The organism is Pseudomonas sp. NPDC089547 (assembly GCF_050280665.1).
Taxonomy (GTDB): Bacteria; Pseudomonadota; Gammaproteobacteria; order Pseudomonadales; family Pseudomonadaceae; genus Aquipseudomonas.
The window spans coordinates 1-15,257 of the sequence record NZ_JBNNVS010000052.1 but is presented as its reverse complement, the minus strand read 5'-3'; the positions used below and the strand labels follow the sequence as shown (position 1 = coordinate 15,257).

Below are 15,257 nucleotides of genomic sequence, written 5' to 3'. Positions count from 1 at the left end.
ACCTACTCGCACACACGGCACAAGGAGCCCGCCATGCGACCGTTCGCCATCAAGCACATAGACCACCTTGTCCTGAGGGTCAGTGACCTGCCGCGCAGCGTTGCTTTTTATACTGAACTGCTTGGCTGTACGGTCAGCCGCGTGCGCGAAGACCTGGGAATGGTTCACCTTGCCACCGGCACGGCGATGATCGACCTGGTGACCCTGGATGGCCCGCTAGGTAAGCCCGGAGGGGCAGCACCGGGGGCAGAAGGGCGCAACCTGCACCATTTCTGCCTGCGTATCGAACCGTTCGATGAGGCGGCACTGACGGCCTACCTGGAAGCCGCCGGCGTCAAGGTGGAACCCGCCGAGAAACGTTATGGTGCTGAAGGCGAGGGGTTGTCGCTGTACTGCTATGACCCGGATGGCAACCAGGTCGAATTGAAGGGGCCGTTAGCGGAGGCTGTATGATCGACCTGCAAACCCGCGAACATTGGATCGGCACCGCGCAAGGCAAGCTCTTCGCTCAGGAATGGAGGCCGCTGCGGGCGGAAGGGGCGCCGATAGTCCTGCTGCATGATTCACTGGGGTGTGTGGCCTTGTGGCGCGACTTTCCGGCGCAGCTGGCACACGCTACCTGGCACCGGGTAATCGCCTATGATCGTTTGGGCTTTGGCCGATCCGACGCACATCCAGGCAGGTTGCGCCTAGGGTTTGTCGAGGATGAAGCGCTGCAGGGGTTCACGGCGTTACGCGCGTATTTCGGCATTACCGATTTCTTCGTCTTCGGCCACAGCGTTGGCGGTGGCATGGCCGTAGCCTGCGCGGCGGCCTTTGCCAGCCAATGCAGGGGGGTGGTCATCGAGTCGGCCCAGGCGTTTGTCGAAGCGCGCACCCTTGAAGGCATTCGTGCGGCCGATCAGCAGTTTGCCGGGCCTGGGCAACTGCAACGGCTGGAGCGCTACCACGGCAGCAAGGCCGAATGGGTGCTGCGCGCCTGGGTAGACAACTGGTTGGCCGAGGCGTTTGCCGGGTGGAACCTGGATGCCGTACTGCCACACGTACGCTGCCCTTTGTTGAGCCTGCATGGCGATAACGACGAGTTCGGCTCGGCTGCGCACCCCGAGCGGTTGGTGGCGCTGGCCGGCGGGCCGGCGACCATGCGGCTGTTGCACGGGTGTGGGCATGTGCCGCATCGCGAGCAGGCTGAACAGGTACTGGCCGAGGTCTCGCAGTTTTTGAATTAACCCCAAGCATTTACACGATCACTGTGGGAGCGGCTTCAGCCGCGAACACCGGCAAAGCCGGTGCCATGCACCCCATGCCCGCGCTCCCGCATGCTGCTTCAGCCTCTACATGCGCAGTTCGTTCAAGCGCCCACGCGGCCCTTGCGCGAACACTGTCGGCTCCTCACTACCTGGAGCCACCCATGCGCACCCTATACGCCCCACTATTCTTCTTCGGCTTCATTGCAGCGGCACTGTCATTGGCAGCCCACCCGCTGTGGCTGCTGCCGCTGCTGGCCAGTGCCGTGATGCTGTCATTCACCTGCGAACGGCTCATACCCTACAAGGCCGCCTGGAACCAGGCACAAGGCGATAGCCGCCGAGACGTTTGCCATGCACTGGTCAACGAATGCCTGACCCTCTGCAGCGTGGCAACCATCCCGCTGCTTGCCCACTGCCTTCCGGGAACAGGCCTTTGGCCCAACCAATGGCCGTTGGCCTTGCAGTTGCTGCTAGCCATTGTACTGGCCGACCTGGGCATTACCCTGGTGCATTACGCCAGCCACCGCAGCCCGCGCTTGTGGCGGCTGCATGCGGTACATCACAGTGTTACCCGCCTGTACGGCTTCAATGGTTTGATGAAGCACCCTCTGCACCAGTTGCTCGAAACCTTGGGTGGCACCTTGCCGTTGCTGCTGCTCGGCTTGCCCGTCGAGGTGGCATCGCTGCTGGCGTTCAGTGTGTCTATCCAGTTGTTGCTGCAACACAGCAACGTGGACATGCGCATTGGCGGCTTGCGCCATGTGTTCGCCTGGGCGCCTGTGCATCGTCTGCATCACTTGAAGTACGGCAGCACCGGCGACGTCAACTTCGCGCTGTTCTTTCCGCTCTGGGACCGCCTGCTTGGCACGCTACTGTATCTGCCAGGCTATGCGCTGGCGGACGACGACATGGGCATCGGTGACCGGCCGGACTACCCGCAGGCGTACCTGGCGCAATTGCATGAGCCGTGGGCAAGCACCGCGGCTCATCCTCCTGCGGCATTGCCGACGGCGCTGCGCCGGGCGTTAGCCGAGCGTTCTTAGGCGCAAGTACCGCAAAGCAGTACCGGGGCTCAGGCCGAACTGGTGGCGTACGCTGCGGGTGAAATGCGCAGAGTCGGAAAACCCCGCCGCCAAGGCGGCATCGGTCAGGCTGGCGCCGCCCAGCGCCTTTTGCAGGGCCACGCGCAAGCGCTGCCACAGCACTAGCCGGCGCACTGACAGTTTCAGTGAACCGCTGAACAGGCGTTCCAGTTGGCTGATCGAAAGCGCTGCCGTGCTGGCCAGCGCCTGGGCCGGCAAGGCTTGCTCGTCGAGTGCGCGGATGCGCTCCAGCGCTTTCGCCAGGCGAGGGTCCAGCAGGCGGCGCGGCAAGTGCCCAAGGCGCTCTACCAGTTGCTCTGGGCTGTTGCCGGCTTGCTTGCAGGCCAGGGCAAGGTCTGCCAGGTCGAACGCCAGCGGTTCGGCAAACACGGTAAGGCAAGGTACACCATGGCTGAGGATGGCATGGGGTTGCCGCGATGCGATCACTACCAGCGGGCCGCTGCAGACCTGCTCGCCCAGGCGCACCTCGACATCTGCACCAAGGCCGACAAGCACCTGATGCGCGTAGTGTACGTGGCTGTCGGTCCTGCCTAGCGTAGAGCGCAGGAGGCAGTGATCGTCAGCCAACCAGATATCGCCCTGCCAGCCCGGTGTTGCCGTGTCGTTCATGCCGCCTCCTTGTGTATGGCCAGACGGGTGGATATCTCGCCAAACCCGATTATGCTTCAGTTACCTTGCTGCGATCCGAGGCGGCCAGCCTCGTCGTGCTTCGCGCAACCAAAGCAAGCCCTAGGGCCTGGGTGCGACGGTGAAATGGGTGTGAGGTGCTCCGGCCTGCATGACCACATGACGGAGGCAACCCATGGCGGTTCTCGACAGCGCATCCACGGGCAGTAGCGCGCCCCAACGCGGTATCACCCGGGAGGAGCGCAAGGTCATCTTCGCCTCTTCCCTGGGCACGGTATTCGAATGGTACGACTTCTACCTCTACGGTTCACTGGCGGCGATCATCGCCAAGCACTTCTTTGCCGGGGTCAATGAAACCACGTCGTTTATCTTCGCCTTGCTGGCCTTCGCCGCCGGCTTTGCGGTGCGGCCATTCGGCGCCATCGTGTTCGGCCGCCTGGGTGACATGATCGGGCGCAAGCACACCTTCCTCATCACCATTGTCATCATGGGCCTGTCGACGGCAGTGGTGGGCCTGCTACCTGGCTACGCTTCGATCGGCGTGGCCGCGCCGATCATTCTGATCACCCTGCGCTTGCTGCAGGGGCTGGCCCTGGGTGGCGAATACGGTGGTGCGGCCACCTACGTGGCCGAGCATGCGCCCAAGGGCCGGCGCGGCTTTTTCACCGCGTGGATCCAGACCACCGCTACCCTGGGGCTGTTCCTGTCACTGCTGGTGATCATGGCGTGCCGCACGGCCATGGGCACCGAGGTATTCGAGGCCTGGGGCTGGCGGGTGCCGTTCCTGCTATCGATCCTGCTGCTGGCCATTTCGGTGTACATCCGCCTGCAGCTCAACGAATCACCGGTGTTCATGAAGATGAAGGCCGAAGGTAAGGCATCCAAGGCGCCCTTGACCGAGTCGTTCGCCCGCTGGGATAACCTCAAGGTGGTGATCATGTCTCTGCTGGGCGGTACCGCCGGCCAGGCCGTGGTGTGGTACACCGGGCAGTTCTATGCGCTGTTCTTCCTGTTGCAGATGCTCAAGATCGAGCCGCAGACCGCCAACCTGCTGATCGCCGGTTCGCTGTTGATCGGCACGCCGTTCTTCATCTTCTTCGGCAGCCTGTCCGACCGCATTGGCCGTAAGAAGATCATCATGGCTGGCTGCATCATCGCCGCATTGACCTACTTCCCGATCTTCAAGGCGCTGACCGAGTACGGCAACCCGGACGTGTTCGTTGCCCAGGAGCAGAACCCGGTCGTTGTGGTGGCAGACCCTGGTCAGTGCGCGTTCCAGTTCGACCCGGTGGGCAAGGCCAAATTCACCAGCTCCTGCGACATCGCCAAGAGCCTGCTAGCCAAGCGCGCCATCCCCTATACCAACGAAGCGGCCGAACCAGGCAGTGTGGCACAGATTCGTATAGGTGAGCGGGTGTTGCCAAGCTTTGACGGCAGCAGCATGGCCGCAGCGGACTTCAAGGTACAGAGCGAGGCGTTTACCGCCACCTTGAGTGGTGCGTTGAAAGAGGCCGGCTACCCGGAGAAGGCCGACCCGGCGAAGATCCACTACCCGATGGTGCTGTTGCTGCTGACCATCCTGGTGATCTACGTAACCATGGTCTACGGCCCGATCGCTGCCTGGCTGGTTGAGCTGTTCCCGGCGCGTATCCGTTATACCTCGATGTCGCTGCCTTACCACATCGGCAACGGCTGGTTCGGTGGCTTCCTGCCGACGGTGGCGTTCGCCATGGTGGCGGCGACCGGGGATATCTATTACGGCTTGTGGTACCCGATCGTGATTGCGGTGATGACGGCTGTGCTGGGGATTTTCTTCCTGCCGGAAACCAAGGACCGGGATATCAACCACACCTGAAGGGTGGGGCCACCTGTACCGGCCTCTTCGCGGGCAAGCCCGCTCCCACAGGTACAGCACAGGCCTTGAAAACTGTGCTGTACCTGTGGGAGCGGGCTTGCCCGCGAAGAGGCCGGTACAGGCTAATGATCAATCAAAATACCCACGCAGCCCGAAGGCATACCCGGTATCTACATCCTTCGCCTCACCCCGGCTCCAGCGCTTCTTGAGCACAAACTCGAACGCCGGCTCGTACAATCCGTCCCGCACCAGCGCCCCCGCCAGCACCTCCACGTCATACCAGCCATTGTCCAGCTCGATGATCGGCCGCCCCGGCACCTGGTAGCGGGCCATCAGGTCACCCAGGGTCTTGGGCGTGAAATGCTGCAGGATGCGCCAGGTGTATAGCATCAGCGCACCGTACTCGACCCGCAGCACGTAGCCATTGCGGCGGTGCTTCAGGCGGCTGCCGGGTTCGCGCAGGGCCGGGGTGTGGCCATCGAGGGTGAACAGGATGCGGTAGGGCAGGTTGTCGACCCCCGCCAATGGCAGCACGATACCCTCGCGCACGGCCTGGTCGCCGCTGTCGTCATGGGTGAACGCATAAGCCAGGTCGTCCGGTAACTCATGTTCTTGCTTGAAGCGCTCAAGCAACTGGATATCGCCGAGCAGAAAATAGTCGACCAGGTCGTTGAGCACTTCGCTGAATTCGTGGCGCATCTGTTTTCCTTGTTGGTGCGCGAGGGGCTGTCAGTGTTTCTGGGCAATCTGGATCAGGTTGCCACAGGTGTCATCGAACACGGCCACCGTGACCGGGCCCATGTCGGTAGGCGGTTGGGTGAACTGCACGCCGGCTGCGCACAGCCGGGTGTATTCGGCCTGGATGTCGCGTACGCCGAACGAAGTAGCGGGGATGCCGTCCTGCTTGAGTGCCGTTTTGTACACCTTGGACGCGGGGTGCGCGTCGGGCTCCAGCAGCAGCTCGACCCCATTGGGGTCGTTGGGCGAAGTCAGGGTCAGCCAGCGGTGCCGGCCCATGGGGATATCGTGCTTGGGCTCGAAACCGAGTACGTAGTGGTAGAAGGCCAGGGCCTTGGCCTGGTCGTCGACAAGAATGCTGGTGACCACGATCTTCATAGGCGCACTCCGTAATGCTGAGGCCGTTGGGTATCAGTAAAGACGGTCGGGGGTTTTTGGCCAGCGGCGGAACTGGGGATCAGGCCCTTGCGCAACAAAAAAACTGCTCAAGCCATAGGTAAATCCTTTGTCACCCGGTGCCCCATCCGCCAGCGGCCGGGGTTAAAGTGTCAGGCAGGATTCCAGCGCGCCCAGACCGGCGTCTAAAGAGGTGCCCGTGGCTGCCTACACTTTGCGACAACTCAAGTACTTCGTCACTACCGTGGAGGCCGGCAGCGTTGCCGAGGCTTCGCGCCAGCTGTACATCGCCCAGCCATCCATTTCCACGGCCATCAAGAGCCTGGAGGAAAGCTTCGGCGTGCAGCTGTTCATTCGTCACCACGCTCAAGGTGTGTCGTTGACGCCTAGCGGCAAGCGCTTCTATGCCAAGACCAAGTCGCTGTTGCAGATGGCCCATGAGTTCGAGCAGAACGCCCTGGCCGACAACGACACCGTTGCCGGGCAGATTGACATTGGCTGCTTCGAAACCGTGGCACCGCTGTACCTGCCGCGCCTGATCGCCGGCTTTCGCCAGCGCTACCCTGGCGTGGATATCCGCCTGCGGGACGGTGAGCAGCAGGACCTGGTCCAGGGCCTGACCGCTGGCACCTTCGACCTGGCGTTTCTGTACGACCACGACCTGGACGGCACCATCGAAGCCGAGCCACTGATGCCACCGCAAAAGCCCTACGTACTGCTACCCGAGAACCACCGCTTTGCCGGCCAGGCCCAGGTCTCGCTACGCGACCTGTGCCCGGAACCGATGATCCTGCTGGACGTGGCTCCCAGCCGTACCTATTTCGTCAGCCTGTTCAACGAGATGGGCCTGACACCGAACATCGTCTTCAGCTCGCCTTCCATCGAGATGGTGCGCGGCATGGTCGGGCAGGGCTTCGGTTTTTCGCTGTTGGTGACCCGACCGCATTCGGAGTACACCTACGACGGCCAGCGCCTTGCGGTGCTGGACATTGCCGAGCCGGTGGCGCTGTCGGGGCTGGCAGCAGCGTGGTTGAAGCGGGTACAACTGACCAAGCCTGCGCAGTTGTTTGTGGAGTTTTGCAGGGAAGAACTGGCGAAGTTCTGAGGCCGGGCTGGCAGCCCTTGCCCGGCGGTTTGCGACATTGGGTGCATACGCTGACGCATTGCAAATTTCCCGTCTAGGCTTGCTGACTTAGGTGCGGCTTGCAGGTCTATCCGTGGGAACCAACATGGCCCAGCCCCAAGATCTGATCATCTGTGAGTACTGCGACACGGTGTACCACCGTGCGCCGCTGCACAAGCACCAGCGCGCCCTTTGCCAACGCTGCGGCGGCGTGCTGTATCGGCACACGTCGCTGACCGTGCAGCAGCGGCTGGCGCTGAGTGTGACCGGCGGCATCCTGCTGGTGTTCGCCAACGCTTACCCGGTGATGACCATCGGCATGCAGGGGCTCACGCATTCGGCAACGTTGTGGGATGCGGTGCAGATCCTCAGCCACGGCAGTATCACCTTCATTGCCCTGGTGATGGCGCTGTCGATCATCTTTGCGCCGGTACTGCAGATTGCCGTGTTGTGCTGGGTGCTGAGTTTTGCCCTGGCCGGCCGGCGTGCCCCAGGCTTTGCCCTGTGCATGCGCGGCCTTGAGAGCCTGCGGCCCTGGAGCATGCTGGAGGTGTGCCTGCTGGGGGCGATGGTGGCGGTGATCAAGCTGGCCGGGCTGCTCGATGTAATCCCCGGTATCGGCCTGTTGGCCCTGGCTGCGCTGAGCATGCTGATCATCCATATTGCCGGCAAGGACATCCGCGATTTGTGGGAGCGGGTATGAGCACCCCGGCCAACGCCGACGACCTCGGCCTGTGCCTGTGCCATGGCTGCGGCCAGGCCTGTGACCTGAGCAGCGGCGCGCACACCTGCAACCGCTGCGGCGCCGCCATTCACCGGCGCAAGACCAACGCCATCAGCCGCGGCTGGGCGTTTCTGCTGGCGGCGCTGGTGTTTTACGTACCCGCCAACCTGTTGCCGGTCATGCGCACCGAAATGCTTGGCAGTGGCACTGAAAGCACGATTGGTGGTGGCGTGCTGGAGTTCTGGGAAGCCGGTGCCTGGGACATCGCACTGATCATCTTCATTGCCAGTGTGGGTGTGCCAGCCATCAAGTTCTTTTCCCTGGGTCTGCTGCTGTACACCGCCCAGCAGCGTTCAACCTGGGCTTGCCGGCAGCGCTCGCAGCTGTACCGTTTTGTCGAGCTGATCGGCTACTGGTCGATGCTCGATGTCATGGTGGTGGCACTGGTGGCAGCGCTGGTGCAACTACGTGGGCTGGGCACCATCGAGCCACGGGTGGGCATCCTGTTTTTCGGCATGGTGGTGGTGCTGACCATGTTTTCTGCGATGAGCTTCGATCCACGCCTGATCTGGGATAGCCGTGCCAACGAGGGGAGGCCGCATTGATGGTGCACAAGACTGACGAGGGTGAGGGCCCGGGCCAGGTTGAAGTTCGCACCCGGCGTTGGAGCGTGTCACTCGTGTGGATCGTGCCGATACTGGCCATTCTCATCGGCGCTTCGCTGGTTGTGCGCAACTGGATGCAGCAGGGGCCGGTCATTGCCATTTCCTTCCATACCGGGGAAGGGCTGGTGGCACACAAGACTCAGGTGAAGTACCGCAGCGTGGTAATTGGCGAAGTGACCACGGTAGACCTGGCCGACGACAAGAAGAGTGTGGTGGCCAAGGTGCAGCTGTCCGATGACGCCCGTGCGTTCGCCACCCAGGGCGCGCGCTTCTGGGTGGTGCGCCCGCGTATTGGTGTGGGCGGGGTGTCCGGGGTGGATACGCTGCTGTCAGGCAGTTTTATCGGGGCGGATGCCGGCGAATCGAAAGTAGCGGAAAAGTCCTTTGTTGGCCTGGAACTGCCGCCACCCATTACCTTCGACGAGCAGGGCAAGCGGTTTTTCCTCACTGCCAGCGACCTGGGCTCGCTGGATGTGGGTTCGTCTATCTACTACCGCAAGATCCCGGTGGGTGAGGTAGTGTCCTTTGCCCTGCAGGATGACGGCAAGGGCGTAGAAATTGGCGTGTTCGTGCAGGCGCCCTACGACAGCTTCGTTACCACCGACAGCCGTTTCTGGAATGCCAGTGGCGTAGACATGCAAATTGGCGCCAACGGCCTGAAGGTCGATACGGAATCGCTGTCATCGATCCTGGTGGGCGGGCTGGCCTTTGGTTCCCCCGACTTCGCCCCGCAAGCCGAGCCTGCTGCCGACCAGGCGCGCTTCCAGCTATTTGCCGATCGCGACAGCGCATTGGCTCCCCCCAATGGCCAGGCGCAGTACCTGCAACTGCGTTTCGAACAGGCCATGCGTGGGCTGTCGGTGGGCGCGCCGGTGGAGTTCAAGGGGGTGGAGTTTGGCCGCGTCACCTCGATCAAGCTTGACTACGATGCTGAGCGGCAGACCTTCCCGGTGGTGGTCGATGCGGTGATCTACCCGCAGCGGCTGGGCCCGGTGCACCGCAAGATGCTGGCGGCGTTCAAGCACACCGAAGGCGATATGGATGGGGCGCGCCGGTTGATCGGTACCTTCGTCGAACATGGTCTGAGGGCCCAGGCGCGCAGCGGCAACCTGATTACCGGGCAGATGTTCATTTCCCTGGACTTCTACCCCGATACCCCCAAAGTGGCCTTCGACATGGCCGCCAACCCCATCGTCATCCCTACGCTGCCAGGCAGCCTGGAGCAGTTGCAGGAGCAGCTTCAGCGGGTGGTGGAGCGCATTGCCAAGCTGCCGCTGGAAAGCATCGCCAGCAACCTGGACGGCAGCCTGCGTGAACTGCGCGCCAGCCTGAAGCAGTTCAATGGCCAGACACTGCCTGATGTGAAGGTGGCGCTGGATGAAGTACACAAAACCTTACGCACGGCCAATTCGGCCATTTCCGAGGATTCGCCGCAGCGCGAGCGGATGGGCGAAACGCTGGACGAACTGGAGCGCATGTCACGTTCGCTGCGTGACCTTGCCGATTACCTGGGCCGGCACCCCGAGTCGCTGATCCGCGGGCGGCCGAAAGCCGCCGGCTCCGCAGAGCTTGAACCTTGAGGAGACAGCCAATGCAACGACTGCGCAATGTGTGCATGGCCAGCCTGCTGGTGTGGCTCGGGGGCTGCAGCAGTACGCCAAACAACTACCATACGCTGGTAGCGAGCGAGCCGGTGCGTGGCAGCGGACAGCACATCCGGGTTACCCGGGTAGTGGTGCCGCCGCAGGTAGACCGCCCGCAACTGGTGGTGCGGCAAGGGCAGAGCGGCCTGGCCATCCTGGAAACGGAGTGGTGGGGGGCCAACCTGGTGGATGAATTCCGCAGCGCCTTGCAAGACCAGTTGGGTGGGCCGGCAGGCGCTGGTACGGCGGCGCTGCGGGTCGACGTACAACGCTTCGATACGGTACCGGGGCGCTATGCCTCGCTGGAAGTGGTGTGGCGCTTGAAGCTGGCGGGGCAGGCTGAGTTCACCTGCCGAACCTCGGTGCAGACCTCGGCGGACAACAGCATCACCAGCCTGGTGAATGCGCACCAGGCCAACCTGCGCAAGCTGGCCGAGGCGGTGCAGGGGAGTGCCGGCCGGGGTGGATGTGCTCCATCCGCCTGAGGGCCTGCCCACCCTTTTTTACGCTTGCGTGGCCTTGCGCAGCGGCACTTCGCGCAGTAGCCAGGACAGTGCGAATGCCACGCTGGTGATTACCCCTGCCAGCAGGAATACCCCGTGCATCGCCCCGGAAAACGCCTGCAGGTAATGTTGCTGCAGGGCAGCGGGCAGGGCATGCACGGCGGCAGGCGAAAGGCTTGCCGCGCCTCCGGCACTGGCGGCGAAGTCACTGCCCAGGCCACCCAGCAGGGTATGCGAGAACAAGGCGCCGAACAGCGACACCCCGATTGCGCCACCAATGGAGCGGAACAAGGTGGCCCCGGAAGTGGCCACGCCCATGTGTCGCGGCTCGACGCTGTTCTGCACGGCCAGGATCAGCACCTGCATGACCATGCCCAGGCCCGCTCCCAGCAGGCCCATGTACAGGTTCATCCGTGCCATGGTGGTGTCCGGTTCCAGCCGGCTGAGCAGGCCCAGGGCAATCACTTGCAACAGGGTGCCAAGGATCGGAAACACCCGGTAGCGCCCCCAGCGGCTGATCAGCCGGCCGGTAATTGCCGACACCACCAGCAGGCCCCCCATCAGGGGCAGCATCTGCAGCCCGGCACTGGTGGGCGTGGCGTTTTTCACCACCTGCATGTACAGGGGCAGGAAGGTGACCGCACCGAACAGCGACACCCCGACGATGAAACCGATCAGCCCTGCAAGTACGAAGGTGCGGTGCCTGAACAGGTGCAGCGGCATGATCGGCTCGGCGGCGCGGCGTTGTTCCAGGGCGAAGCCGACCAGGCCGATCAGGGCAAACAGCGACAGGCACAGCATGTCCAGCGACTGCCACGCCAGCAGGCTGCCGCCCAGGCTGGTGATGAGCACCAGTGCAGCCAGCGCCACGGTCAGGAAGAACGCGCCAATGTAGTCCACGGTGTGCCGGACCAGGGCCACGTGTGGGCGGAACACGCTGCCGATGACCAGCAGCGCCAGCAGGCCCAAAGGCAGGTTGATGTAGAAGATCCAGTGCCACGAAAGCTGTTCGACCAGAAAGCCGCCGATCAGTGGCCCCACCACGGTGGCCAGGCCGAACACGCCGCCGAACAGACCTTGGTAGCGGCCGCGCTCGGCAGGCGGAATGACATCGCCGATGGCGGCCATCGCCACCACCATCAGGCCACCGCCACCCAGCCCTTGCAGGGTGCGGAAGGCGATCAGCTGGGTCATGGTCTGCGCCGCGCCGCACAGCGCCGAGCCCAACAGGAACAGCACGATTGCGACTTGTAGCACGCGCTTGCGGCCGAACTGGTCGCCGAACTTGCCATACAGCGGCACCACCACCGTGGAGGCCAGCAGGTAGGCGGTGACCACCCAGGACAGCCAGCGCAGCCCACCGAGGTCGCTGACGATGGTTGGCAGCGCGGTCGAGACGATGGTCTGGTCGAGGGCCGCGAGGAACATCACCAGCATCAGGGCTGCCAGCAGCAGCGGGATGGAGGTTTGTATGGCTGTTTCGGCGCTGGAGGTATCAGTGGAGAGCGGTTGCATGGGGCGGACCTCAGCGGAGTGTGGCGTGGGCCTGTGCATACTGTTGGCCAGCGTCCTGCAGGCCCGCCAGGGCAAAGCGGTACAACTGGGTGGCAACGGCCTCGACAGGCATTTGCAGGATTTCGTGCAGCGCACCGGAGCCGCCGCGCGGGCCGATCAGCAGCATCGCCCAGGGCGCTGTGACGCAGAGGATGCAGCGGGTCAGCGCCGGTTCGTCGACTGGGATGGCGCTGATCTCGCTGAACAGCCCCTTGAGCAGTGCCAGGCGCAGGGGGGCGGCGGATTGCAAGTGCGCCTGGCCATGGGGGCTAGGGGCGAGGATTTCTGCGGCCAGTACCCTGAGGTGCCAGTTGTCCTGAGCCGAAGTGGCCTTGTGAACCACCAGCTCCACAAGCACGCGCAGCTTTTCGGCTGCGGGTTGGCTGCCTTGGGTGATGCGTTGCAGGTCGCGAAGGTCAAGGAAGCGCTGGCGGGCTTCGTCGAGCACCGCCAGGTACAGGCCGTTGCGGCTGCCGAAGTGGTAGTTGATCGAGGCCAGGTCGACCTCGGCCTTGGCCGCGACGGCCTTGTTGCTGGTTTCGGCGTAGCCCAGCGCGGCGAACAGTACGCCGGCGGCTTCGAGGATGCGCGTGCGGGTGACTGCGCCGTCCTTGCGAGGTTCACGGGGGGCTGCGGACATGGGGGCTGCTCTGCGGGCCAAGGGTATGGGCAGAGCGTGGTGCAGGCTTAATTTAAAATCAATTTAAATTTAATTTATCCGGCCAACGGTGTCGCTTGGCTTTTGCATGAGCAGCCTGGTGCTGCCAAAAGGCTGCTCATGCATTTACCGATTACTGCCGAGTGCTAGCGGTTTCCTGCACCCGCTCGGCCTTGTCCAGCGGCAGGTGGTCGAACTCGCGCAAGCCATCCTTGCGGTACGGGTCACCAATCCAGCGCGGCGCTGCCACAAACTGCGGGCTTACCAGGCTCTTGGCCGGCTCATAGTGGTCATAGCTCAGCCCGGCCAGGTCGGACAGGGTGTGTATCAGGTGCGAGCTGCTGTACGGGCGGTTGGCCATGGCCTGCAAGTCGCGTGGGTGCTCGGCTTGCCAGCTGGGCGAGGTCCACAGCAGGAACGGGATGGTGTACATCGGCCGGGTCGGTGCACCTTCGTTGCGCCCCAGCCGGTCGTGGTTACCGGAGCTGTACACGTCTTCACCATGGTCGGACAGGTACACCAAAAAGCCATTGGGGCTGCCGGCCGAGTAGCGCTTGATCAGGCTCGACACCACGTAGTCGTTGTAGCGCACCGCGTTGTCGTAGAAGTTGTAGGTTTTTACCTGGTCTGGCGTCAGCTTGCCCGGCACGCCCTGGTTGTCGGTGAAGTGGGCGTAGTCTTTGGGGTAGCGGAAGCGATAGTCCATGTGCGTGCCTAGCAGGTGCACGATGATGAACTTGTTCGGCGCGGGGTCCTGCAGGGCCTTCTCGAACGGCGCCAGTACCACGTCATCGTACTGGCTGGCATTCTGGTTGCGCTGGTTGTTCAGGTATACCGGCGCGTCCGTTTGCTGCGAGAAGGTGGTGAGCATGGTGTTGCGCTTGGTCATGGTCTGCTGGTTGGTGATCCAGAAGGTCTTGTAGCCGGCCTGTTTCATCAGGTTGATCAACGACGGGTCGGTGAGGAAACGGTCCGGGTTCTGCTCATCGCCGAAGGTGAGGATCTGCTGCATCACTTCGATGGTGTAGGGCCGCGGCGATACCACGTCGCGGAACACCGTCAGGCCCTTGTCGCTGGCAGCCAGAGCGTCGAGGTTGGGGGTGGTGTCACGGTTGTAGCCGTACAGGTGCATGTGCTCGCGGGTGGTGGACTCGCCCAGTACCAGCACCAAGGTGCGGGGCGCCGTACCGCTGCTGTCATGCAGGTTTTTCAGGGGCGGCAACGCGGCGTTCTGGGCCAGCAGTTCCTGCATGTTGTCCAGTTGCTGGCGATACTGCCGGTAGCCGACCAGCAGCTGCCAGGGGACAGCGGGCTCCATGCGCTGCTGTACCTTCTCGGCAGCGTCGGCGAAGTTGCGCTCCTGGGTGACCATTTGCTTGTAGAACGGGTACACCAGGTTCGCCACCAGCAACAAGGCGACCACCGGCAGACGGCTGCGCAGGGGCAGGTTGACCGGGCGTACACGCTTCCACAGCAGCACCGCCACCAGCGTGTACAGCAGCAACGCCAGGCCCAGCCACACGCTGAAGTACTGGCTAAAATACTCACCGGCTTCTGCGGTGTTGGACTCGAACATGACGAAGATGACGCTTTGCGAGAACTCCTGGCGATAGATGCCGAAGTAGCTCAAGCCCACCAGCGATGCGGCCCACAGCACCAGGCCGATGACCGCCGCGGTGGCGCGGGTGAAACGCGGCATCAGCAGCACCGGCGCCAGCCACAGGCTGCTGAGGAAGAACGCATCACGAAAACCGGCGAAACCGGTGGTGCCACTGAACAGCAGCAACGCCTGGGTTACGCCGGAAAAGTACCAGAAGAACAGCAAAAGCCAGCCCAGGCCGGCCCAGTCCATGCGCTTGTGCGCGGCGGGGGATGTGGTGTGTGACACGTATGCCTCGTCGTACCTTGGCGGCCAGCAGGTGTGCGCGTGACCGGAAAGGGCGTGACGCTAATCTGAAGGGTGTGAAAAATACGTCAATGCGGCGAATTACAGGGTGCAAGGGTATGATGGCGTCAGCAAAAAAACCTGACAGGCCCTGTGGAATATGAATCGTCGTAAGAAGATCAACCAGCTGTTGAAAGCGCATGCCAAGAAGGCCAGTGCCAAGCTGGCGCCGCGCAAGCCCAAATACATCTGCAAGGCTGACCGTTTGAAGATGGAGGCAGAGGCGGCGGATATGCAGCAACCGGCAGATGCGACGTAAATCGGTGCGCCAGCGCGGTTGGTGTGGGAGCGGGTGTGCCCGCGAAGCAGGCAGCACGGAGGATGGCACCGGCGCTGCCGGTGTTCGCGGGCACGCCCTAATGCCAGTCAGTTAAGCCATTCGGGGCCGCTTTGCGGCCCATCGCCGGCAAGCCAGCTCCCACAGGGACTGCGCAAAACTTGAGATCTGCGCGGCACCTGTGGGAGCTGGCTTG

Annotated in this window: 16 protein-coding genes; 10 read left to right on the top strand and 6 right to left on the bottom strand. The window is 63.1% G+C overall.

Annotated elements, in window-relative coordinates:
- Positions 1–33: 33 nt before the first annotated feature.
- The 3 genes from ACQKPZ_RS24465 to ACQKPZ_RS24455 all read left to right on the top strand — a co-directional run bounded on the left by ACQKPZ_RS24465 (position 34) and on the right by ACQKPZ_RS24455 (position 2,293).
- Positions 34–453, top strand: a complete 420-nt coding sequence (locus ACQKPZ_RS24465; protein ID WP_427543183.1) for a VOC family protein — start codon at positions 34–36, stop codon at positions 451–453.
- Positions 450–1,229, top strand: coding sequence for an alpha/beta fold hydrolase (locus ACQKPZ_RS24460; RefSeq protein WP_427543180.1), 780 nt, complete (start codon positions 450–452; stop codon positions 1,227–1,229). The genes ACQKPZ_RS24465 and ACQKPZ_RS24460 overlap by 4 nt, the downstream gene beginning before the upstream one ends.
- A gap of 182 nt (positions 1,230–1,411) precedes the next feature.
- Positions 1,412–2,293, top strand: a complete 882-nt coding sequence (locus ACQKPZ_RS24455; protein ID WP_427543177.1) for a sterol desaturase family protein — start codon at positions 1,412–1,414, stop codon at positions 2,291–2,293.
- Here the strand turns inward: ACQKPZ_RS24455 and ACQKPZ_RS24450 are convergent.
- Complete coding sequence (locus ACQKPZ_RS24450; protein ID WP_427543174.1) at positions 2,276–2,962, bottom strand: helix-turn-helix domain-containing protein; 687 nt, start codon at positions 2,960–2,962, stop codon at positions 2,276–2,278. The genes ACQKPZ_RS24455 and ACQKPZ_RS24450 overlap by 18 nt on opposite strands.
- 193 nt (positions 2,963–3,155) lie before the next feature.
- Here ACQKPZ_RS24450 and ACQKPZ_RS24445 point away from each other — a divergent pair, with 193 nt between their 5' ends.
- A complete protein-coding gene (locus ACQKPZ_RS24445) occupies positions 3,156–4,835 on the top strand; it encodes an MFS transporter (protein ID WP_427543171.1) in 1,680 nt (559 codons plus the stop codon).
- A 129-nt stretch (positions 4,836–4,964) separates the two neighbouring features.
- Here the strand turns inward: ACQKPZ_RS24445 and ACQKPZ_RS24440 are convergent, their stop codons facing one another.
- Positions 4,965–5,534, bottom strand: a complete 570-nt coding sequence (locus tag ACQKPZ_RS24440; protein ID WP_427543168.1) for a hypothetical protein — start codon at positions 5,532–5,534, stop codon at positions 4,965–4,967.
- A 30-nt stretch (positions 5,535–5,564) separates the two neighbouring features.
- Complete coding sequence (locus tag ACQKPZ_RS24435; protein ID WP_427543166.1) at positions 5,565–5,951, bottom strand: VOC family protein; 387 nt, start codon at positions 5,949–5,951, stop codon at positions 5,565–5,567.
- A 217-nt stretch (positions 5,952–6,168) separates the two neighbouring features.
- Here ACQKPZ_RS24435 and ACQKPZ_RS24430 point away from each other — a divergent pair, with 217 nt between their 5' ends.
- From ACQKPZ_RS24430 to ACQKPZ_RS24410, 5 genes are all read left to right on the top strand, one after another.
- On the top strand, positions 6,169–7,074 hold the full coding sequence (locus ACQKPZ_RS24430; protein WP_391131670.1) for a LysR family transcriptional regulator: 906 nt from the start codon (positions 6,169–6,171) through the stop codon (positions 7,072–7,074).
- Between the two features lie 124 nt (positions 7,075–7,198).
- Entirely contained in the window at positions 7,199–7,795 is a 597-nt protein-coding gene (locus tag ACQKPZ_RS24425) for a paraquat-inducible protein A (protein WP_427543163.1), read from the top strand.
- On the top strand, positions 7,792–8,421 hold the full coding sequence (locus ACQKPZ_RS24420; protein WP_427543160.1) for a paraquat-inducible protein A: 630 nt from the start codon (positions 7,792–7,794) through the stop codon (positions 8,419–8,421). Before ACQKPZ_RS24425 ends, ACQKPZ_RS24420 begins: the two co-directional genes overlap by 4 nt.
- On the top strand, positions 8,421–10,061 hold the full coding sequence (locus tag ACQKPZ_RS24415; RefSeq protein WP_427543157.1) for an intermembrane transport protein PqiB: 1,641 nt from the start codon (positions 8,421–8,423) through the stop codon (positions 10,059–10,061). Before ACQKPZ_RS24420 ends, ACQKPZ_RS24415 begins: the two co-directional genes overlap by 1 nt.
- Positions 10,062–10,072: 11 nt before the next feature.
- A complete protein-coding gene (locus ACQKPZ_RS24410; RefSeq protein WP_427543155.1) occupies positions 10,073–10,609 on the top strand; it encodes a PqiC family protein in 537 nt (178 codons plus the stop codon).
- 18 nt (positions 10,610–10,627) lie between these two features.
- Here ACQKPZ_RS24410 and ACQKPZ_RS24405 read toward each other — a convergent pair whose 3' ends face one another.
- From ACQKPZ_RS24405 to ACQKPZ_RS24395, 3 genes are all read right to left on the bottom strand, one after another.
- Positions 10,628–12,142 carry an MDR family MFS transporter gene (locus tag ACQKPZ_RS24405; protein WP_427543152.1) on the bottom strand — a complete coding sequence of 505 codons (1,515 nt, stop codon included), beginning with the start codon at positions 12,140–12,142 and terminating at the stop codon, positions 10,628–10,630.
- 10 nt (positions 12,143–12,152) lie between these two features.
- The gene (locus ACQKPZ_RS24400) at positions 12,153–12,821 is read right to left on the bottom strand and encodes a TetR/AcrR family transcriptional regulator (RefSeq protein WP_427543149.1); all 669 of its coding nucleotides are present in this window, start codon (positions 12,819–12,821) and stop codon (positions 12,153–12,155) included.
- A 151-nt stretch (positions 12,822–12,972) separates the two neighbouring features.
- Positions 12,973–14,727: a phosphoethanolamine transferase CptA gene (locus tag ACQKPZ_RS24395; protein WP_427543146.1), complete on the bottom strand. Its 1,755-nt coding sequence runs from the start codon at positions 14,725–14,727 to the stop codon at positions 12,973–12,975.
- A 157-nt stretch (positions 14,728–14,884) separates the two neighbouring features.
- On the opposite strand from ACQKPZ_RS24395, the gene ACQKPZ_RS24390 reads away from it, so the two are divergent.
- Positions 14,885–15,043, top strand: coding sequence for a DUF2986 domain-containing protein (locus ACQKPZ_RS24390; protein ID WP_391131681.1), 159 nt, complete (start codon positions 14,885–14,887; stop codon positions 15,041–15,043).
- Positions 15,044–15,257 lie beyond the last annotated feature (214 nt).